This is a genomic window from Roseobacter fucihabitans (assembly GCF_014337925.2).
Classification (GTDB): Bacteria; Pseudomonadota; Alphaproteobacteria; order Rhodobacterales; family Rhodobacteraceae; genus Roseobacter; species Roseobacter fucihabitans.
Window position 1 is genome coordinate 3,147,517 of the sequence record NZ_CP143423.1, and the last position, 19,310, is coordinate 3,166,826.

Below are 19,310 nucleotides of genomic sequence, written 5' to 3' on the forward strand. Positions count from 1 at the left end.
ATTAACGTCACCAATTTGAATCGTGTGACGGGTTGGGGGTTGCTGAGATTGCCTACGACACCCATAGCCACCTTCTTAATCTTAGACTTCACGCTATTTAGCAGATTATTAGTTACCATACAAAAACCGTCAATGAAGGTTCACAACGAACGACCTCTCACTATTGACCATCATTCACCAACTATTAACCTCTTGCTCCCGCTCGCTCTGTTTCTGCCCTGCCCCCCCCCCAAACTTCCCTCAGTTTGATGTAGAGTTTGTTCAGCCTTTGAAGGAGCAGACAAATGCGACAGAGTTGTTTTACCGAGGCCCGGATTATCGGGATGATCAAAGAACAGGAAGCTGGGATGCCGACAGCAGAGGTGTGTCGCAGACATGGTCTGAGCCCTGCGTCGTTCTGCAAATTCAAAGCAAAATACGGCGGCATGCGTTGCACGGCAGGGTATCGCGCAGCGATGTCCCGAGGGTGAACGTTTCTGACACCCACCGCCTCAAATCGCTGGAGGACAAGAGCGCCAAGCTGAAGCGTCTTCTGGCGGACACGATGCTCAACAACGTCATGTTGAAAGATTTGCTGGGAAAGAACTGACGGTGAGCCATTGATGCGCCATTGGTTCGAGCACGATGGCGAACGCATGTGCGACGGGCTGCGGCACGCAAGGCGATGGGAGATCATGATATCTCGCAACGTCGGGCGTGCAGGCTTGTCCCTCTCACACATGCAAGCATGTGTTGCCCGCCAACGGGTGTCGGCCCCAAGACCATCCGGCGCGACAAACCGCCCACTGCCCGGCAGTCGATACGCAGTATCGATGAGAGGGGCCGGATCGGCGTGCTGTTGGAACGCAAAGGCATGATTATGATACTGTCACCCGGCAGTGCATGTTTACATGCATGAGAGGGCACAAGAAGCTGTATCGTCTCTACACCGAGGAAAAGCTGGGCGTCAGGCGGCGCCGAGGCCGCAAACGAGCGCGAGGATCAGGAATACCGATGCCTGTTGCGTTACGTCCTGGTGAACGCTGATCGCTGGACTTTGTGTCTGACACGTTTGGTGCGTCCATTGCCCGGCAATGCATGTTTACATGCATGAGAGGGGCGCAAGTTCCGTATGTTAGCCATGAACAACGACTGCTGCCGCGAGAACCTGTGCCTCCTCCCGGCAGGTTTGGCTTTGCCAAATCGCCTGCCGGGCAACGGATGGCTGATACCAGTATCACTGGTGCGAGGGTGGCACGCGAGCTTGATGCGCTTGTGCGCGTCTATGGAAAGCCCGCCTGTATCGTCAGTGATAACGGCACGGAATTTACCAGTCGTGCGATCCTGAAACGGGCCGGTGATAACGACGTGGATTGGCATTACATCGACCCGGGCAAGCCGACGCAGAATGCCTTCATCGAAAGCTTCAATGGGAGCCTGCGAGACGAACTGCTGAATGAGGAGATCTTCGACACCTTGGATGATGCCCGTCGAAAGCTGGCCCTCTGGCGATACGATTATAATAACGTCAGACCGCATTCATCGCTGGAGAACCAAACGCCGGCAGAAGCGCGCCGGGCGCTTGAGCAATTTGAGGGCTCCGCGCACGACGCGCTTGCCCAAACCGACGACGACGAGTACGACCGCAAACTCTCGTTATGAATGAGGGAGCCTCGGGGGAAAGGTCATTAACCCCGCCAGGGACCCGCATTTACACACCGCGCGTGGTACAGCTTTTGTACGGGGGTCACAGCACGGTCTGGCCTTATGACACAGGAGTTAAAGGCGCTGTTCTACCAAAGGGCGGATCACAGCGCTCGACACCTGCACCTGGTATTGCGGCCACGTCTCACTAACGGTCGTCCCCACCCGCCGCTTCGCCATCCGGCAGATCGTCCTCGATGGAGGCCTGCGCCGCCGCCGTGACCGCCTTCTTGTCGTCCTCAGACAGATCGTCGACCTTGCCGTCCTTCAATCGCACCGTGACCTCCTTATGCGCAAAATGGATGCCTTCACGCTCGAAAAGGATGCGTATTTCCTCATAGACGCGCTTGCGCACGAGCCATTGATCGCCCGGTTTGGTCATGAACTTCACCCGGATGATCATCGCCGAATCCTGCATCTCGATCACGCCCTGCGACTTCAGCGGCTGAATGAAGTTCTCCCCGATCACCGGATCATCCAGCAGCGCCACGCCGAGGTTCTTGATCAGCTTGCGCACCTTTTCCACATCGGTGTCATAGGTCACCCGGAGGGGCAGTTTCATGATCACCCAGTCGCGCGAATAATTGGTCATGACCTGTATTTCACCAAACGGAATAGTGTGCAGCGCGCCCAGGTGGTGGCGCAGCTGAAAGGAGCGCACGGAGATTTTCTCCACGGTGCCCTTTACCCCGCCGATGTCGAGGTATTCGCCCTTGCGAAACGCATCATCAAAGAGGAAGAACCCGCCTGAAAATATGTCCCGCACCAGCGCCTGAGAGCCAAACCCCACGGCCACACCCACCACACCTGCACCGGCAAAAAGAGGGCCGACATTAACCCCGATTTCCAGCAGCACAATCAGCGTGATCGTGACCAAAACCACAATCAGGATGAAGTTGCGAAACAGCGGCAGAAGGGTCGCCAGACGGCTCGCACCCGTTCCACCGCCGTCGCCACCCACGTCCTCTTCGATCATGTCGCCCTGTTCTTCAGCGATCTTGTTATCAATCCAGATCCGGAACGTGTGATAGACGATATAGCCAAGGAAACAGATCACCATGATGTCGAGAAGTTGGGTCGTCACGCCCTCGACCATCTGCGTCGAATTTTCATCCCAAATGTAGAAAAACGCATATGTCCCCGCCACAAAGGCAAGGATCGCAGCCACCCGACGCGCCAGCGCCTCGAAGGTATTGAGCGCATGACGCGGGCGCAGGGCCGCTATTTCCTGCGGCGTGATCTCCTCCTGTGTCATCGCCTCATCCGGGACCTGTCCCAGGTTCAGATCACGCAGGGCGCGGGCGCGCTGAAAGCTGCGTTCAATGGTGAAATTGATGACGCCATAAACCACGATGATCGACATCACGATGCTATAGGCGCCGGCGATGAGCGGGATCGAGGAAGGGTGCCCCAACACCAAATCATAGGTCAATTCCATCCAGGCAAAGATCACATAACCAATCACCAGAGGGGCCCAGATCATGGTCACAAACTTCAATGCCCAACTGACCTCGCCCGCTGGCTTTCCATTGCGCATCGCACTGGAAATCGCGGCTCGGTTCACCAGCACCATGACGATATTGAGCAGCACAACGATCGCGGACATCAGCGAATAAAGAAAAGCATACACATCGTAGTTCAACCCTAATTCGCCGATCCAGACACCAAACAGAATGGCGCAGATATCGACCGTCCCGAGGGTCCAGAGCCATGTGTGCAACCGCGTGGCGTCGCGCGTGGACATCACCGGAATGCGGTATTGTTCAAGGTAGGGTGAGAGCACCATGCGCCACAGGTTCGCCACCAATCGACACGCGAAATAGGCGGTATTGATGACGCTGACCGTGAATTGCATGCCCTTGTCTTCCAAGGGACCGAAGATCAGCGCGCCCAGGATGTAAGCGACGAGCATGGATATGAGAATCCCGATCAGCCCCATAAAGAAGCGGAGCACCAGAAAGGGCATCTTTTCGCCGTATCCCACCGGGTTTTGCCGGATCCGGGAGACGACGAAATTCTTCGCGATGCGTTTGCCATAGATCTGCGTTTCAAACACCATGCCAACGGCGAAAAGCAAAAGCGATATGATCAGGGCATAGGCGAAGGCCCAGATCGTGCCATCCGGGCTTGTGGCGCGCAGGATATAGATCACTTCGTTGAAAGCATTGGGTAAATCTAGCATCCTTTCGATCAGGACCGTCCGAAAGCGCACCACCGAATCCTGCGCCTTCATCAGGCTGGAGCCTTCCATGCTTTCAGCGGGGGGTTGCGGCGGGGCAGGCTCGCTCAGCACCGTCCCCTGGCTGTCGATGACGATCACCCCGACACCGTTTTCGGCAGCCTGCTGCATGATTTCGGGGATCCGGTCGGTCTCCTGCGCACTCTCGGGCGCGGCGGGTGCAAAAAGCGACCCAATCGATTGCGCGCCCGCAGGGGATTGAAATCCCATGTAAAACAGCGTCGAAAAGCAGATGATAAAAACTGATAAAAAGGCGCGCATTGGATAAATTCCGCTCGGCTGGCAATTGGGATTTGACGGTAGGGGAGCGTTTGCGCCATTGCAATGACACATCCTTACAAGGTTTTGGGAGAACAGGTGTTTTGCACATGGTTCACAATTGTGCCAAACAGGCAGTGAAAACGGGGCAGCGGCTCCTTTCAAAGATCCAAGGACTGGCCGATGTGCCCAATGATTTTACTTAGCGCAGCGGCCGATATGCATCAGACATCTCTCTTTGTGACGAACAGCCCTTGCCGCAGGAAACCGCGCGGGGTGTTTCAATGAACGTGTTTCGCGACACATATGACACACGCGAACCAAGCGTCACGCGGGACCCCAAGCGCGCTTTGCGGGTGATGCTTTACAGCCATGATACCTTTGGACTTGGGCACTTGCGCCGCTCGCGCGCGCTTGCATCGGCGCTGACGGCAGCGGATCCCAATGCCTCGGCGATCATCCTGACGGGCTCGCCCGTCGCCGGTCGCTTCACTTTTCCCGAGCGGGTCGATCACATGCGCCTGCCCGGTGTCACGAAATTGCCGGATGGCTCCTACGTCAGCCAGACGCTGGGTCTGGACATCGACAAGACCACCAACCTGCGCTCCGGCCTGATCCAGACGGCGGTTGAGCAATACGAGCCCGATCTGTTGATTGTGGATAAAGAGCCCACCGGGTTTCGCGGAGAATTGCTGCCGACGCTGGAATGGCTCGAAAAGCGTGGCACGACGCGCTGTGTGCTGGGTCTGCGGGATGTGCTCGATGAACCTGCGGTGCTGGCCGCCGAATGGGATCGCAAGGGCGCGATCCAGGCGACAGAGCGGTTTTATGACCAGATCTGGGTCTATGGTCCGCGCACGGTCTATGACCCGACGCAGGGGTTGCGCCTGTCGGATGCGACGCGGGCGCGCATCTATTGGACGGGCTATCTGCGCCGCGAAGTGACGGATGCCGCCGAAGTCCCCGATACGCCTTATGTGCTGATCACGCCAGGGGGCGGCGGGGATGGGCAAGCCATGGTCGATCTGGCCATTGAGGCCTATGAAACCGACCCGACGCTCAAGCCCAATGCGGTTCTGGTCTATGGGCCCTTCCTGTCGGGCGAAGTGCGCGAGGCCTTTGATGCGCGTGTGGCGCGGCTGGATGGTCGCGTGACAGCCCTGGGGTTTGATTCCAAGATCGAGGCGCTTTTTGCCGGGGCCGAAGGTGTTGTGTGCATGGGCGGATACAATACCTTTTGCGAGGTGCTGTCCTTTGACAAACGCGCGGTCATCGTGCCGCGCACCGTACCGCGCATGGAACAATGGATCCGCGCCGCGCGCGCCGAAGAGCTTGGCCTTGTGCGTATGCTGGATGAGACCCGCGACGGGCTCACGGCACAGACAATGATCGACTTCATTCGCAATCTGCCCTCACAGAAGAAGCCCTCCCATGCCGGGGCCAATGGCTTGCTGGATGGATTGGACGTTGTTGTCGCGCGCGCAACAAGCCTTATGGCGGACAGATGAGCGCAGACACGGCGCGTCTGGCGGTGATCGTCAAGGGCTGGCCGCGTCTTTCGGAGACCTTCATCGCACAGGAGCTGGTCGCGCTCGAAGAGGCCGGCGTCGAATTCGAAATCTGGTCCCTGCGCCACCCGACGGACACGAAAACCCATCCGCTGCATGCGCGGTTGCGCGCGCCGGTGCATTACCTGCCGGAATATCTGAAGGATGAACCCCTGCGTGTTCTGCGCGGGTTTTTGCATGCGCTGATGCGTCCGGGGTTCGCCGATACCTGGCGTATCCTGCGCGCCGATTATGCCCGCGACCGCACCCCCAACCGGTTGCGCCGGTTCGGACAGGCCTGCGTGCTGGCGCGCGAATTACCGCCCCAAACCAGAGGGCTCTACGCGCATTTTCTGCACACGCCCGCCTCCGTGGCGCGATACGGTGCGATCCTGCGCGCCCTGCCCTGGTCCTTCTCCGCCCATGCCAAGGACATCTGGACCTCACCGGAGTGGGAGTTGCGCGAAAAACTCTCAGCCAATAGTTTCGGCGCGGATTTCGGCGCGACCTGCACCCGGTTTGGCGCGGCGCATCTGCGCACGCTGGCCGATCGGGAGGACCGCATTGATCTGGTCTATCACGGCCTTGATCTGACGCGGTTTCCGCCACCCCCCGCGCGCGCAAGGCGCCAACCCGATGATCCGATCGCCCTGATGTCGGTCGGCCGGCTTGTCGAAAAGAAGGGGTTTGATCGGTTGATCGAAGCCTTTGCATTGTTGCCAGATACGCTTGACTGGCATTGGACGCATATCGGTGGTGGTGCCATGCGCGACGCATTGCAGGCGCTGGCGCAGCACCATGGCGTGGCACACCGCATCACCTGGCGCGGCGCAAGCGACCAGCCCGAAGTCATCGAGGCCATGCGCAAGGCCGACCTCTTCGTGCTGCCCAGCCGGGTGGCCTCGGATGGGGACCGTGATGGCTTGCCCAATGTCCTGATGGAGGCCGCCAGCCAGAAGCTCGCCATTCTGTCCACACCCGTTTCCGCCATTCCCGAATTCATCGACACCGGTGTACACGGCGTTCTGAGCGATGATGCCCCCGCCAGTATTGCGCGCGAAATAGAGACCATTGCGCGCAACCCTGATGTGGCGCGCAAAATGGCGGATGCGGCCTATACCAGGCTGGTGATGCAATTCCAGATGCCGCCGGGTATTGCCCTGCTCAAAGAGCGCCTGACGCGGATGCTGCGAGGTGCGCCATGACACGCGTCGCCTTTTATGCGCCGATGAAACCGCCAACACATCCGGTGCCATCCGGGGATCGCGCGATGGGGCGCGCGATCCTGCAAGCCCTTGAACATGGGAATATGGACGCGGAACTGGTCTCGACCCTGCAAACCGTGGACAAGCAAGGCTGTCGCGATATCCAAACCCGCCTCCTGGCGCAGGCAGAGCGTGAAGCGACACGGCTGATCACCCTCGGGCAGCACTCCAATTGGCAAGTTTGGATCACCTATCACAGCTATTATAAGGCACCCGATCTGGTGGGTCCCGTGGTCGCCGCCGCGTTGAAGCTGCCCTATTTCCAGATCGAAGCGACCCGTGCGCGCAAGCGCCTCACCGGGCCCTGGGCCGCGTTTGCTCAGGCCGCAGAAGCCGCCAGTGACGCGGCGGATGTGATATTCCATCTGACCCAAAGAGACGCGCTGGCCCTGCGCGCCTATCAGGCACCGCATCAGAAAATCATCCATCTGCCGCCATTTTTACCGCGCGTGAACCTGCCGCCGCAGAGCCTTTGCGAAGGTGCAATGCTAAGCGTTGGGATGCTGCGCCATGGCGATAAAATCGCCTCCTATGAGCTTATTGCCGATACATTGAAACGGCTCAAAACGCCGGACTGGCGGCTCGTGATTGCGGGGGACGGGCCCGCCCTCAACGCCGTGGCCTCGATCATGGGGCCCTTTGGAGCACGCGTCGAAATGCGCGGCTCGCTGGATGCAGAGGCACTGGAAAAGGAATACTCAAACGCCAGCCTGCTGTTCTGGCCCGGTGTCAACGAAGCCTTCGGCGTGACCTATCTGGAGGCGCAGGCCGCCGGGCTGCCAGTCGTTGCGCAAGATCGCCCCGGCGTCATCGATGTGCTGGCACCGGGACAATATCCGCGCCCGGAACAGGGTCCCGAGGCGCTTGCACAGGAATTGGATGCTCTATTGCGCCATCCCGACGAACGCGCGGGGCGCGGGCGCGCGGCGCGCGATCATATCGCGGCCCATCACCTGATATCCGGGGCCAGCACGATCCTGTGCACTGCAATTAGCGAGGTGCTGGCGTGATACGGCTTGCGCTGCTGCGCCATGGTCATACGGCCTGGAACCGGCAAGGCCGCATTCAGGGGCGCAGCGACATCCCCCTTGATGAGGACGCCAAAGCGCATCTGGCAAGGCTTGCTCTGCCGCCGGAGTGGCAAGACTGCGACCTCTGGTCGAGCCCCTTGCAGCGCGCCGTTGAAACCGCGCAGATCATCACAGGCCACCCCCCGAAAACCGACCTCGCCTTGGGCGAGATGAACTGGGGCGATTGGGAAGGTCAGGAAGGCATCAAGCTGCGCGCCGATCCGCAGTCGGGATATCGCGACATCGAGGATTGGGGCTGGAATTACCGCCCCCCCAAGGGCGAGAGCCCCGCCGATCTCAGCGCAAGGCTGCGCCCTTGGGTAGAGACCCTGCGCCGGGATGCGTTCGCCGTCTGTCATATCGGCATCATGCGGGTGCTGATGGCGCAGGCCACAGGATGGGATTTCACCGGACCGCCCCCGTTTCAGATCAAGCGCAACCGCCTCTTTGTGATCACGATCCGGGACGGTAAATGGTCCGCAAATGACGCGCCGATCCGCCTGCCCGAGCGCGCATCATGAAGGTCATGATCGTGGTCACGCATCTGCTAGGCACGGGGCATTTGTCACGCGCTCTGACCCTTGCGCGTGCCTTTGACGCGGGCGGGCATGCCTGCACCGTGGTCTCCGGGGGCATGCCCGCGGCGCATCTTGACGTTACGGGCGTGACGTTTCGCCAATTGCCGCCCCTGCGCTCGGATGGGGTGAATTTCCGCCGGCTCCTTGACGAGAGCGGCGTGGATGCCAGGCCCCAGCTGTTGAAATCGCGGGCGCAGAGGCTGGAACAGCTGCTGCGCGAGATATCCCCTGACGTGCTGATCACCGAGCTTTTCCCTTTCGGGCGACGGGTTTTGAGCGCGGAATTCACCCATCTGCTCTCCTGCGCGCGCCAACTGCCAGCGCCTCCGCTGATCTGCGCCTCGGTGCGCGATATTCTCGCCCCGCCCTCCAAACCCGCCAAGGCACAAGCCGCGCAAGCCTTGATCACCACCTACTATGACGCGGTGCTGGTGCATTCGGATCCGGACATCACGCCGCTCGATATCAGTTGGCCCGTCTCAAATGCGCTGGCCCCCTATCTGCAATACACCGGCTTCGTGGCCCCGCCCGCCCCGCAAGCGATCCGTGAAAAACCACGCGGCATCCTGGTCAGTGCTGGCGGGGGTGACGTCGGGGCGGCGGTTTTCAAAGCGGCCCTTGACGCCGCGCACCTTGATCACACGCGACAGTGGCACATGTTGGTTGGGGGTGGCTCCGCGCAGGAACGAATCGCTGAAATGACGAGACAAGCGTGCGAAAACACGCGTATTGAAGCGGCCCGACCCGATTTTCGGGGCCTGCTGCAACGCGCCGAAGCATCCGTTTCCATGGCCGGATACAACACAGCACTCGATATCCTGCAAACCGGTACACCGGCAGTCTTGATCCCCTTCGATGCCGGGGGCGAGGTTGAACAGACGTTGCGCGCCACCGCCCTGAGCAAGCTGGCGGGCATATCTCTTCTGCCAAATGCGGATTTGACCGGGGCCGCGTTGCTGTCGCATCTGGACAGGTTGCGCAATGCACCGCCCAGAAAGCCCCAAACACAGGCCATGGACGGTGCGCGCAATTCGGTCAGGATCACGCAAGCAATGTATCATGCGCGTTGATTGGTCGCCGCTGCGCCGCGAACTTGCCCTCTGGCGGGGACAAGGTTTGACGCTGCCCCTGTGGTGGCGCGATGATGACGCGGTTGCGAGGACACCGTCCTTGGATCAGCTTGCCCGAATGGCGCGGAAATGTGACTTGCCCGTGCACCTCGCCGTGATCCCGGCACGATTAGAGCCCTCTTTGATCGATTATATCTCTGTAGGATCGCCTTTTCTGCCGGTCGTACACGGCTGGGCGCATCACAACACCGCGCCAGCCGGGCTCAAAAAGGCAGAATTCGGCCATGAACGTGAAGGTGCGGCGCAGGAGCTGGCGCAGGCATTGATGACCCTGCATACGGCTTTCGCCACCACCCTGGTCCGCGCGTTTGTAGCCCCCTGGAACCGTTTGCACGCTTCTTACATGCCGACCCTTGCGGCGTTGGGTTATGAGGTCGTTTCGACCTTTTCACCGCGCAATGCGCCCTATGCTGCCCCTGGGTTGCGCATCGTCAATACGCATATCGACCCGATCGACTGGCGCGGCACACGTGGCTTGCGCGACCCCGAACAGATCATCGCGGCGACCCTGCGCCATCTTGTGGACCGCCGTGAAGGGCGTATCGACAACGACGAGCCTTTTGGCTATTTGACCCATCACCTTGTGCATACGCCCGACATCTGGACGTTTTCAGAAGCGTTTGTCGGCGAACTTCTGGCGGGTGGCGCGCAACCCTCCCCCTTGATCACACCTCCAGAGGAGAAAATATGAGCCGTTTGGACTCCATGCGACGTCGGCTTTCGGCCCAGATCGACGGGCTGAACTGGGCGGCACGGCTGACGGACGCGATGCCCGGCGATGTGCTTGAACTGGGACTTGGCAATGGGCGCACCTATGATCATCTGCGCGAACAATTGCCGGATCGCCGCATTTGGGTGATCGACAGGGTCTTGCAACCTCATCCGTCCTGCGTGCCGCCCGCCGAAAATTTCCTGCTCGGTGAGGCCGATGCGATGTTGGCGGAACTGGCCTTGCGCCACGTAAAAGTGGCGCTCGCCCACTATGATTTTGGCTTTGGTGTCAAAGAGTTGGATGTCGAGGAAGGCGCGCGTCTGTCGCCTTTGATTGCGCCGTTGATGCATCCGGGCGGTCTGGTTGTCAGCCAACAACCCTTGATTGGCTTCACCAGGATCGATGGGCCGGATACGATCGACCCCGAGCGCTATTTGTTTTACCGCGCAACCGGATGATGCAGGTCGAGAGAAGCGCATGACATCCCTGTCCTACCGGTTTCAGATCACGAGGCACCGGAGTGAATGGCCGGATTTTCCGCGTCTATGGCCTTGGGACGCAGAGATTTTCAACCTCTCTTTTTATTCGGGCCTGTACGGATGTTCTGGACTGAACCGAAGATCAACAGAATGGGTATTTTCAAACGCCCGTCGCAAAGATTGGGATCGTTGCAACCCAAAAAGCTGAACATGCCGATATTGCCGACTCCGATGGTATTTGGCTTGGCGGCGTGCTGTGGATTGGTTTCATCCGCCATCACTGCCAGCATATCACCGATCTGGATTTGGTCGGATTGGACGTGATTGGCCAAATCATTCAAGCGATAGAGATGTTTCTTGAGGGTCTGAAAGTCGCGTTCGATGAACCGGCAAAGCCAATTTTCTGTTGTCGTCGTGGGAAGCCCTCGAAACTACCTTGATGAAACCCACATGAGTGATGCGGAGGAGGCAGAACTCTCCAGCCCCTTTGGCAAGCCATGCTCAGCGTCGTTGCGCTAGAGCCTGTGGACAATCACCATGACGCAATGCGCGCGGCGGCTGGACTTGACGCCTTCTTTAGGGCGGTGCGCCGATCTCATTTATTATCGCCTTTATGACGCGTCACGACCGAAAGGACATCGGATTTATCGAGGGGATTTAAATACTTGCCCTTTCAAACTCCATGATCATTCGCAACCCGGATGATGCGTGCACAAAACACTGACCACACACATAAATGAATGCGGGCCGATGAAGTTCTGGATTTAATGCAGCAGCCCTTTCCGGAGCGTGTGGGCGCAACCTCAGCAGCCGCTTTCTTCAGGTATTGAAAAGGAAATGCAGGACATCGCCATCCTTGACGATGTATGACTTTCCTTCGGCACGCATTTTCCCGGCCTCCTTTGCGCCGGCTTCACCCCCCAGAGATACAAAATCATGGAATGAAATCGTCTCCGCCCGGATGAAACCTTTCTCAAAATCGCCGTGAATGACGCCCGCCGCCTTGGGCGCGGTGGTGCCCCCCGGAACCGTCCAGGCGCGCGCTTCCTTAGGGCCGACAGTGAAATAGGTCTCAAGGTGCAAAAGCTCATAGCCCGCACGGATCAGCCGATCAAGTCCCGCCTCGGCAAGGCCCATCTCTTCCAGAAACATCACCGCCTCATCGCGCTCCAGCTGGCTGATTTCCTCTTCGATCTGGGCAGAGATAATCACATGAGAATTGCCCTGAGCGGCCGCCATCTCGGCCACCTTAGCGGAATGGGCATTGCCCTCGGCCGCCTCTGCCTCGCCGACGTTGCAGACAAACAGCACGGGTTTGCTGGTCAGAAGTTGCAGTAGCTTCCACGCCTTGAGGTCATCTTCATCGACATCCACGACACGTGCGGGCTTGCCGTCCTCCAGGACGGCTTTGGCGGCTTCCATCAGGCGCTGCTGTTGCACTGCTTCCTTGTCGCCCCCACGCACCTTGCGCACGTTATTCTGCAAACGTTTTTCGAGGCTTTCGAGGTCGGCCAACATCAGCTCGGTTTCAATCGTCTCGGCGTCGGACACCGGATCCACGCGTCCCTCGACATGGGTCACATCGCCGTCTTCAAAACACCTCAGCACATGCGCGATCGCATCGACTTCGCGAATATTCGCCAGAAACTGATTGCCAAGCCCCTCGCCTTTGGAGGCCCCTTTTACCAGCCCCGCAATATCGACAAAGGTCATACGCGTCGGGATGATCTGTTTGGATTGCGCAATACCGGCCAATTGATCCAGCCGCGCATCCGGGACCGCGACCTCTCCTACGTTCGGCTCGATCGTACAAAACGGGAAATTTGCGGCCTGTGCAGCCGCCGTCCGCGTCAGCGCGTTGAAGAGGGTGGATTTGCCTACGTTTGGCAGACCCACGATACCCATTTTGAAACCCATATCCACGTCCTTTTAGCTGGCGCATGTCCTATGGTGTCTGGGCGATCAAGACAAGTCCCCGCGCTCCTGTCCTGCGCAAAGGTCCTAAAAGCGTTCCCGCCTGTCCTCGCGGGCATGGAAAATCAAAAACCACGCCAGCAGGATAAACATCGGGTGCGTCAGCCCGCCCGAAAACACCAAAGCCGGAATCCAGATCAGAAAAACCAGAACGGCAATGATCGGTCGTCCCGTCAAAAGGATAGAGAGGGGCGGTAAAAGAATGGCGAGCAAATAATTCATACCCCGATTTTAGAGGCCCTGTCAGAAATCGAAAGGGGAAAAGAAAAAATCTGTCCCCCTTCAAGAAGCTGCTATCAACACCGCGAAATGGTGCCTTTTGGTCCATTGATTTCCGCGCGGGTTTTAGGCATTGCGGGACCAACATAAGAAAGGCGCGTGCCATGACCCGTATTGATGCTAAATTTGCAGAACTCTCAAAGGCCGGAAAGAAGGCATTTGTATCCTATGTGATGGCCGGTGATCCGGATTTCGACACCTCTCTCGAAATCGTGCGGGGCCTTCCCGGTGCGGGTGTCGATATCATCGAACTGGGCCTGCCTTTTACCGATCCGATGGCGGATGGCCCGACGATCCAACTGGCCGGTCAACGCGCCCTTGAAACAGGTATGACCTTGCAACGCACCCTCGATCTGGCGCGCGCTTTCCGCGAGGGTGACCAGACAACACCAATTGTGTTGATGGGGTATTACAATCCGATCTACAGCCGCGGCGTCGATGACTTTCTGCGCGCCGCAAAAGAGGCGGGCATTGACGGGTTGATCGTTGTGGATCTGCCCCCGGAAGAGGACAGTGAATTATGCCTGCCCGCACAGGCGGCAGGGTTGAATTTTATTCGCCTCGCCACCCCGACGACGGATGACAAGCGCCTGCCACGCGTGCTGCAAAACACATCCGGGTTCGTCTATTACGTCTCGATTACCGGCATTACCGGCGCGGCCGAAGCGGATGCGGTCGATGTTGCCCCGGAAGTTGCGCGGATCAAGAAACAGGGCGGATTGCCTGTGGTCGTTGGTTTTGGCGTGAACACGCCGGAAAAATCGCGCGCCATCGCAAGCGTTGCAGATGGTGTTGTCGTTGGCTCCGCAATTGTCGGAAAAATCGCAGCAGGCGACAGTGTCGCCGATGTTCTGGCCTTCGTGAAAACCCTTTCCGATGGTGCCCATTCGGTCTGAAAACCGTCGCAGGTCGCGGGTTTCTATCGGCGATTCCCTGTGGTTCGTTGTGCGCCTGCGTTATCTACGATCTGGGAAAGATCGACGTTGCGCCCCTATGCAACCCGTTTTGATGCATCATGACAGCGGTCGTAACCGACACCCGCATCAACTTACCCAATTGATCTTTCCCGGCCGGATTGGTAATGAAAACTGACCAATACCGGGGGTGCCATGCCAATTATTACCACAATCCAGGATCTCAAGGATCTGCACCGCCGCCGCACACCCCGGATGTTTTATGATTACGCCGAATCGGGAAGCTGGACCGAACAGACCTTCCGCGAAAACACGACTGATTTTGAAAAGATCAGACTACGCCAGCGGGTGGCGGTTGATATGACCGGGCGCTCCACCGCCAGCCAGATGATCGGGCAGGATGTGTCCATGCCGGTCGCGCTGGCCCCTGTCGGCTCCACCGGGATGCAGCATGCGGATGGTGAAATTCTGGCTGCGAAGGCCGCAGAAAAATTTGGTGTGCCGTTTACGCTCTCGACCATGTCGATCTGTTCGATCGAGGATGTGGCGGAAAACACCACCAAACCCTTCTGGTTTCAGCTTTATGCCATGCGCGACAAGACCTTCATCAAGAACATTATCCAACGGGCGAAGGACGCGAAATGTTCGGCGCTTGTGGTCACGCTGGATCTGCAAATCCTCGGACAACGCCACAAGGACATCAAAAACGGGCTCAGCATTCCGATCCGGCCCACCCTGCCCAACCTGATTGATCTGGCAACCAAATGGCGCTGGATCGCGGGGATGGCCAAGACCAAACGACACGCATTCGGCAATATCGTCGGCCATATCGATGGGATCAGCGATCTGTCCTCGCTGTCTGTCTGGGCCGCGGAGAGCTTTGATCCGCAGCTGAATTGGGAAGAGGTCAAGGAGATCAAGAAGATGTGGGGCGGCCCGCTGATCCTGAAGGGGATATTGGATGCAGAAGACGCCAAAATGGCGCTGCAAGTGGGCGCGGATGCAATTATCGTGTCCAACCACGGCGGGCGTCAATTGGACGGCGCGCTCTCTTCCATTCGTGCGTTGCCCGCGATCATGGACGCGGTCGGTGACAAAATCGAAGTGCATCTCGACAGCGGTATCCGTTCGGGTCAGGATGTGCTCAAGGCGCTCGCGATGGGGGCAAAAGGCACCTACATCGGGCGCGCGTTTGTGCATGGGTTGGGTGCGATGGGCGAGGCCGGTGTGACCAAGGCGCTGGAGGTCATCCACAAGGAGCTGGACGTGACCATGGCGCTATGCGGTGAGACACAGGTGCGCGATCTGGGGCGTCATGATCTGCTGATACCAGAGGATTTCGAAGGCCGCTGGCAGGCCTGATCAAAGACCTTTCAGGCCGATTGTGCGCGTTGCCGCACGCCCCGTGCGAGCAGCGGAACAATGGTCACGCAAGCGATGATCATGATGCCTGCAACGACGAAAAACGCCGCGCGCAGGCCAAAAACTTCGGAGGTAAATCCCATCAAAGGGGGCCCGAGGAAAAACGCGCCATACCCCAGCACGGAAGCCCGGCTGATCGCGGCCAGCCGCGCCTTGGGCGGCACAATCCGACCCACCAGGGCAAGGGTCAGCGGGGCGAGGACGGAAATGCCAAGGCCCCCGAAACCGAAACCGATATAGGCCACCCAAAGCGTTGGTGCCGCGCCCGCCACCGCCAGTCCAAAGGCCGACAGCAGGCAGGCCGACACCATCATCACCGTATCGGAAAGGCGATGCGCAATCCAATGCCCGGCCAGACGCCCGATGCCCATGGTCAGACCCAGAATAGCCGGTCCCAGCGCACCCTCAGCCGCCCCACCCCCGAGGGTGCGTTCCAGATGCAGCGCCGACCAGCCCTCAGCCGAGGCCTCCGACAGAAAAGCCACCATCACCAGCAAACCGGCCAGCCACACCAGCCCATGCGGCATGTTGACCCCCGACGGCACATCGGTTTCCAATTCGGGCGGCGTGCGGGCGTCCAGTGACATCCAGGCCAGCACCGCAATGACGCAAGCCAGCACGGTAAAGACCTGCAGTGGCGTCCAGCCTGCCTCGCGCAGCGCCCCTGTTGCGAGCGCGGCGCCTGCGTAGATAAAGGAGTAGAGCGCGTGGTTCAGGTTCATCAGGGCGCGGCCCGAGCTCGCCTCGATCTCCGAAACACGCACGTTGATCAACACATCCACGACGCCCGAACCGATCGCTGCCAGCAACATCCCGAACGTAAAGGCGACAACCGCCGATGCCGCACCCGCCAGCAGCATGCCCACCCCCACCAGACAGGCAAAAACAGGAAGCGCCCACCGCCCGGCCAGCCGGTCCGCCAACGGGGCAAGCCACATCGCCGCAATCGCGCCCATAGATGAGAACAGGATCGCCGTCCCGAGCACCGCATCGGATGCGCCGATCCCGGCCTTGATCGCGGGCATCTGCGCAAAACAAGTGGCCCAGGCACAGCCGATCACCAGAAAGCCCGCCAGTGGTTTGCGCGAGAGTTTTATGTCGTTTATCAGACCCATCCCGGATGCGTGCCACGGGGCCGCGCCCCCCGCAAGACAGGCTGCGCGAAAAACACCTTTCCACGGCGCATAAACCGGTCTATATGCGCGACTTCACGCGGGGCTACAGCCTTGGAGGAGCCCCGCCCTAAACATATTGGAGATTAAAGATGGCTGGAGAAGTTCCAGATCTTGAAGCCCAGGAACGGACGGGGACAGGCAAGGGCGCCGCTCGTCAGGCACGCCGCGATGGCATGGTTCCTGGGATTGTATTTGGGGGCGACGTCGATCCGCTGCCGATCAACATTCCGTTCAACGTGCTGATCAAGAAGCTGCGCGAAGGTCGGTTCAAATCGACCCTGTTCAACATGAAGGTAGAGGGCCACGACGATGTGCGCGTGATCTGCCGCGATGTTCAGCGCCACGTTGTCAAGGATTTGCCGACGCATATCGATTTCATGCGCCTGAAACGCACCACACAGATCAACCTGTTTATCGCGGTTGAGGTCGAGGGCGAGGAGGTCGCACCCGGATTGAAAAAGGGTGGTGTTCTGACCCTGATCCGTCCGGAGGTCGAATTGATCGTGACCGCGGGCGATATTCCCGATCACATCACCATCGATATTTCCGAGATGGAAATTGGCGACAATATCACCATTTCGTCGGTCAACCTGCCCGAGGGCGCGAAACCGACAATCGACCGTGATTTTGTGATCGCGCAACTCTCAGCACCTGCGGGCTTGTTGTCGTCAGATGACGAAGACGGCGATGGTGAGAGCGAAGACGCGCCAGAAGCGGATGCGGAAGCGACCGAAGAATAAGGCGCTGTTTTAAGACAAGCGTTGCAATACGGGGCCCCTTGCGGCCCCGTATTTCGTTTGGGGTGCGGCTTTGCTATGCTGCGCCGCAACATCAAGGAGCATTGCGATGAAATTGATCGTTGGGTTGGGAAATCCGGGGCCCAAATATGCCGGGCATCGGCATAATATCGGCTTCATGGCGCTGGACCGCATGGCGCAGGATCACGGTTTTGGGCCGTGGAAAGGCAAGCATCAGGGCAGCATCAGCGAAGGGCGGTTCGGGTCGGATCGCGCCGTGTTGCTGAAGCCCGAAACCTTCATGAATAATTCCGGCCAATCCGTGCAGGCCGCGATGCGGTTTTACAAGCTGGACCCCTCGGATGTGGTAGTGTTGCACGACGAAATTGATCTCGCACCCGGCAAGGTCAAACATAAGATCGGCGGGGGGCATGCCGGTCACAACGGGTTGCGCTCCATTCATGCGCATATTGGTCCGGAATACGGGCGCGTGCGGCTTGGTGTTGGCCATCCCGGTCATAAGGACCGTGTGCCTTCCTATGTGCTGCATGATTTCGCCAAAGCCGATGAGGCATGGCTCGATGACGTGCTGCGCGGGGTGAGTGACGGAGCCCCCTGGCTGGCGGTCGGGGATGGCGCAAAGTTCATGAATGCCGTCGGGATGCGCGTCTCACCACCGCGCTCCGGCACGGGGCAAAAATCCCGAAACACTGCGGTATCAAACACACCCCCTGCGAAAGCCGCGCCTGAGGCACCCGAAAAGTCACCCCTGCAAAAGCTGATGGACCGCTTCCGGTGAGCCTTGCAGAAGCCTTTGCCCAACAAGCCGCCAGTTGTGAAAAACTGGGCTCGCCCTTCATGGGGCAATTGTTGCGGCTGCTGGCGGTTCACTGGCCGATGGGCACGCGGCTTGATGCAAGGCTGGCGCAGTTTGACGGTGATATCGGTCCGGCCGGTGCCTCCTTGCCGCTGCGCATCGCAGGCGGGCTGCATGCGCTTGTCCTCTCAAACCGCGCCGCGCGGTTGCAAGCCGTGTATCCGCCACAAAAGGTTTCCGATGCCACCCTCTTGCAAGCTGTGCTCGAGGCGCTCGCGGCCTCTGAAGACTTCATGCTGGACTGGGTAGAGAGCCCTCCCCAAACCAATGAGGTCCGCCGCTCCGCAGCACTCCTGAGCGGGGCCTGCGTCGCGGCTGAGCATTTCGATCTGCCTTTTATCCTCTCCGAATTGGGGGCCAGCGGCGGTCTCAATCTCATGTGGGATGACTATGCCGTGGCGCTACCAGCTCTGACGCTTGGCGCGCAGGACCCTGTTTTGACGCTTGCCCCGGAGTGGACGGGCGCGCCGCCGCCGCGCAAAATGCCCGTGGTTGCGGGCCGTGCGGGTGTGGATCTCAACCCGCTGGATCCGTCCGACCCTGATGATGTGTTGCGGCTAACAGCATACCTTTGGCCCGACCAACCGCATCGTCTGGCGCTGACCCATGCGGCGGCGCGCAATATGACCGCACCAATAGCACGCGGGGACGCCATCGACTGGTTGGCGACACGGCTTGCCACGGCACCGGAAGGGCATGTGCATTTGATCCAACACACGGTCGCCTGGCAGTATTTCCCGCCCGATGCCCAAAACCGGGGCACCGCTCTGATTGAAGCCGCCGGGCGTAAGGCCACCGCCGCCAAACCGCTTGCCTGGCTTGCCATGGAGAGCGATGGTGATCGCTCCGGTGCCATCGGTGCCGCACTGACGTTGCGCTTATGGCCGGGTGATATCGCTTATGATCTGGCGCGGGTCGATTTTCATGGCCGTTGGGTAAAATGGACCGGCGCGCGGGGGCGGAGTTAAGCA

General features: G+C 59.3%; 17 protein-coding genes and 1 pseudogene. 13 read left to right on the forward strand and 5 right to left on the reverse strand.

The features are described 5' to 3' along the window. Window positions 1-284: 284 nt before the first annotated feature. A pseudogene (locus tag ROLI_RS15480) lies at window positions 285-1,641 on the forward strand (integrase core domain-containing protein). A gap of 190 nt (window positions 1,642-1,831) precedes the next feature. Here ROLI_RS15480 and ROLI_RS15485 read toward each other — a convergent pair. Next, window positions 1,832-4,183 carry a mechanosensitive ion channel family protein gene (locus ROLI_RS15485; RefSeq protein ID WP_187429390.1) on the reverse strand — a complete coding sequence of 784 codons (2,352 nt, stop codon included), beginning with the start codon at window positions 4,181-4,183 and terminating at the stop codon, window positions 1,832-1,834. Window positions 4,184-4,464: 281 nt separating this feature from the next. On the opposite strand from ROLI_RS15485, the gene ROLI_RS15490 reads away from it, so the two are divergent. From ROLI_RS15490 to ROLI_RS15520, 7 genes are read left to right on the forward strand one after another with little or no spacing between them, the layout of a single operon-like run. Beyond that, a complete protein-coding gene (locus ROLI_RS15490; RefSeq protein WP_405048972.1) occupies window positions 4,465-5,688 on the forward strand; it encodes a glycosyltransferase family protein in 1,224 nt (407 codons plus the stop codon). After that, the gene (locus tag ROLI_RS15495) at window positions 5,685-6,932 is read left to right on the forward strand and encodes a glycosyltransferase family 4 protein (protein ID WP_187429391.1); all 1,248 of its coding nucleotides are present in this window, start codon (window positions 5,685-5,687) and stop codon (window positions 6,930-6,932) included. Before ROLI_RS15490 ends, ROLI_RS15495 begins: the two co-directional genes overlap by 4 nt. Continuing rightward, window positions 6,929-8,002 (forward strand): glycosyltransferase family 4 protein, encoded by a 1,074-nt coding sequence (locus tag ROLI_RS15500; RefSeq protein WP_262386444.1) that lies wholly within the window; start codon window positions 6,929-6,931, stop codon window positions 8,000-8,002. The genes ROLI_RS15495 and ROLI_RS15500 overlap by 4 nt, the downstream gene beginning before the upstream one ends. Next, a complete protein-coding gene (locus ROLI_RS15505; protein ID WP_187429392.1) occupies window positions 7,999-8,583 on the forward strand; it encodes a histidine phosphatase family protein in 585 nt (194 codons plus the stop codon). Before ROLI_RS15500 ends, ROLI_RS15505 begins: the two co-directional genes overlap by 4 nt. Further along, complete coding sequence (locus tag ROLI_RS15510; RefSeq protein WP_187429393.1) at window positions 8,580-9,710, forward strand: glycosyltransferase family protein; 1,131 nt, start codon at window positions 8,580-8,582, stop codon at window positions 9,708-9,710. Before ROLI_RS15505 ends, ROLI_RS15510 begins: the two co-directional genes overlap by 4 nt. Beyond that, the gene (locus ROLI_RS15515; RefSeq protein WP_187429394.1) at window positions 9,700-10,461 is read left to right on the forward strand and encodes a polysaccharide deacetylase; all 762 of its coding nucleotides are present in this window, start codon (window positions 9,700-9,702) and stop codon (window positions 10,459-10,461) included. Before ROLI_RS15510 ends, ROLI_RS15515 begins: the two co-directional genes overlap by 11 nt. Further along, a complete protein-coding gene (locus tag ROLI_RS15520; RefSeq protein WP_187429395.1) occupies window positions 10,458-10,940 on the forward strand; it encodes a class I SAM-dependent methyltransferase in 483 nt (160 codons plus the stop codon). The genes ROLI_RS15515 and ROLI_RS15520 overlap by 4 nt, the downstream gene beginning before the upstream one ends. Before the next feature lie 110 nt (window positions 10,941-11,050). Here the strand turns inward: ROLI_RS15520 and ROLI_RS15525 are convergent, their stop codons facing one another. The 3 genes from ROLI_RS15525 to ROLI_RS15535 form a co-directional block, all read right to left on the reverse strand. Beyond that, window positions 11,051-11,302 (reverse strand): hypothetical protein, encoded by a 252-nt coding sequence (locus tag ROLI_RS15525; RefSeq protein WP_187429396.1) that lies wholly within the window; start codon window positions 11,300-11,302, stop codon window positions 11,051-11,053. A 478-nt stretch (window positions 11,303-11,780) separates the two neighbouring features. Next, window positions 11,781-12,878 carry a redox-regulated ATPase YchF gene (gene ychF / locus ROLI_RS15530; protein WP_187429397.1) on the reverse strand — a complete coding sequence of 366 codons (1,098 nt, stop codon included), beginning with the start codon at window positions 12,876-12,878 and terminating at the stop codon, window positions 11,781-11,783. 84 nt (window positions 12,879-12,962) lie between these two features. Next, complete coding sequence (locus tag ROLI_RS15535) at window positions 12,963-13,157, reverse strand: hypothetical protein (RefSeq protein ID WP_187429398.1); 195 nt, start codon at window positions 13,155-13,157, stop codon at window positions 12,963-12,965. 161 nt (window positions 13,158-13,318) lie between these two features. On the opposite strand from ROLI_RS15535, the gene trpA reads away from it, so the two are divergent. Together trpA and ROLI_RS15545 are read left to right on the forward strand one after the other, a co-directional pair. Then, a complete protein-coding gene (trpA, locus tag ROLI_RS15540) occupies window positions 13,319-14,110 on the forward strand; it encodes a tryptophan synthase subunit alpha (RefSeq protein ID WP_187429399.1) in 792 nt (263 codons plus the stop codon). A 213-nt stretch (window positions 14,111-14,323) separates the two neighbouring features. Next, window positions 14,324-15,490 (forward strand): alpha-hydroxy acid oxidase, encoded by a 1,167-nt coding sequence (locus tag ROLI_RS15545; protein ID WP_187429400.1) that lies wholly within the window; start codon window positions 14,324-14,326, stop codon window positions 15,488-15,490. Between the two features lie 11 nt (window positions 15,491-15,501). Here ROLI_RS15545 and ROLI_RS15550 read toward each other — a convergent pair whose 3' ends face one another. Beyond that, window positions 15,502-16,665 carry an MFS transporter gene (locus ROLI_RS15550; RefSeq protein ID WP_187429401.1) on the reverse strand — a complete coding sequence of 388 codons (1,164 nt, stop codon included), beginning with the start codon at window positions 16,663-16,665 and terminating at the stop codon, window positions 15,502-15,504. A gap of 149 nt (window positions 16,666-16,814) precedes the next feature. Here ROLI_RS15550 and ROLI_RS15555 point away from each other — a divergent pair, with 149 nt between their 5' ends. The 3 genes from ROLI_RS15555 (at window position 16,815) to ROLI_RS15565 (ending at window position 19,307) form a co-directional block, all read left to right on the forward strand. Beyond that, window positions 16,815-17,465 carry a 50S ribosomal protein L25/general stress protein Ctc gene (locus tag ROLI_RS15555; protein WP_187429402.1) on the forward strand — a complete coding sequence of 217 codons (651 nt, stop codon included), beginning with the start codon at window positions 16,815-16,817 and terminating at the stop codon, window positions 17,463-17,465. A 106-nt stretch (window positions 17,466-17,571) separates the two neighbouring features. Beyond that, window positions 17,572-18,261: an aminoacyl-tRNA hydrolase gene (gene pth / locus ROLI_RS15560; protein ID WP_187429403.1), complete on the forward strand. Its 690-nt coding sequence runs from the start codon at window positions 17,572-17,574 to the stop codon at window positions 18,259-18,261. Further along, a complete protein-coding gene (locus tag ROLI_RS15565; RefSeq protein WP_187429404.1) occupies window positions 18,258-19,307 on the forward strand; it encodes a DUF2332 domain-containing protein in 1,050 nt (349 codons plus the stop codon). Before pth ends, ROLI_RS15565 begins: the two co-directional genes overlap by 4 nt. The last annotated feature ends 3 nt before the right edge of the window (window positions 19,308-19,310 follow it).

Coding starts and splice junctions, on each gene's coding strand:
- ROLI_RS15485 (WP_187429390.1), bottom strand. CDS start 4,183: ATGCGCGCCTTTTTATCAGTTTTTATCATCTGCTTTTCGACGCTGTTT.
- ROLI_RS15490 (WP_405048972.1), top strand. CDS start 4,465: ATGAACGTGTTTCGCGACACATATGACACACGCGAACCAAGCGTCACG.
- ROLI_RS15495 (WP_187429391.1), top strand. CDS start 5,685: ATGAGCGCAGACACGGCGCGTCTGGCGGTGATCGTCAAGGGCTGGCCG.
- ROLI_RS15500 (WP_262386444.1), top strand. CDS start 6,929: ATGACACGCGTCGCCTTTTATGCGCCGATGAAACCGCCAACACATCCG.
- ROLI_RS15510 (WP_187429393.1), top strand. CDS start 8,580: ATGAAGGTCATGATCGTGGTCACGCATCTGCTAGGCACGGGGCATTTG.
- ROLI_RS15515 (WP_187429394.1), top strand. CDS start 9,700: ATGCGCGTTGATTGGTCGCCGCTGCGCCGCGAACTTGCCCTCTGGCGG.
- ROLI_RS15520 (WP_187429395.1), top strand. CDS start 10,458: ATGAGCCGTTTGGACTCCATGCGACGTCGGCTTTCGGCCCAGATCGAC.
- ychF (WP_187429397.1), bottom strand. CDS start 12,878: ATGGGTTTCAAAATGGGTATCGTGGGTCTGCCAAACGTAGGCAAATCC.
- ROLI_RS15535 (WP_187429398.1), bottom strand. CDS start 13,157: ATGAATTATTTGCTCGCCATTCTTTTACCGCCCCTCTCTATCCTTTTG.
- trpA (WP_187429399.1), top strand. CDS start 13,319: ATGACCCGTATTGATGCTAAATTTGCAGAACTCTCAAAGGCCGGAAAG.
- ROLI_RS15545 (WP_187429400.1), top strand. CDS start 14,324: ATGCCAATTATTACCACAATCCAGGATCTCAAGGATCTGCACCGCCGC.
- ROLI_RS15550 (WP_187429401.1), bottom strand. CDS start 16,665: ATGGGTCTGATAAACGACATAAAACTCTCGCGCAAACCACTGGCGGGC.
- ROLI_RS15555 (WP_187429402.1), top strand. CDS start 16,815: ATGGCTGGAGAAGTTCCAGATCTTGAAGCCCAGGAACGGACGGGGACA.
- pth (WP_187429403.1), top strand. CDS start 17,572: ATGAAATTGATCGTTGGGTTGGGAAATCCGGGGCCCAAATATGCCGGG.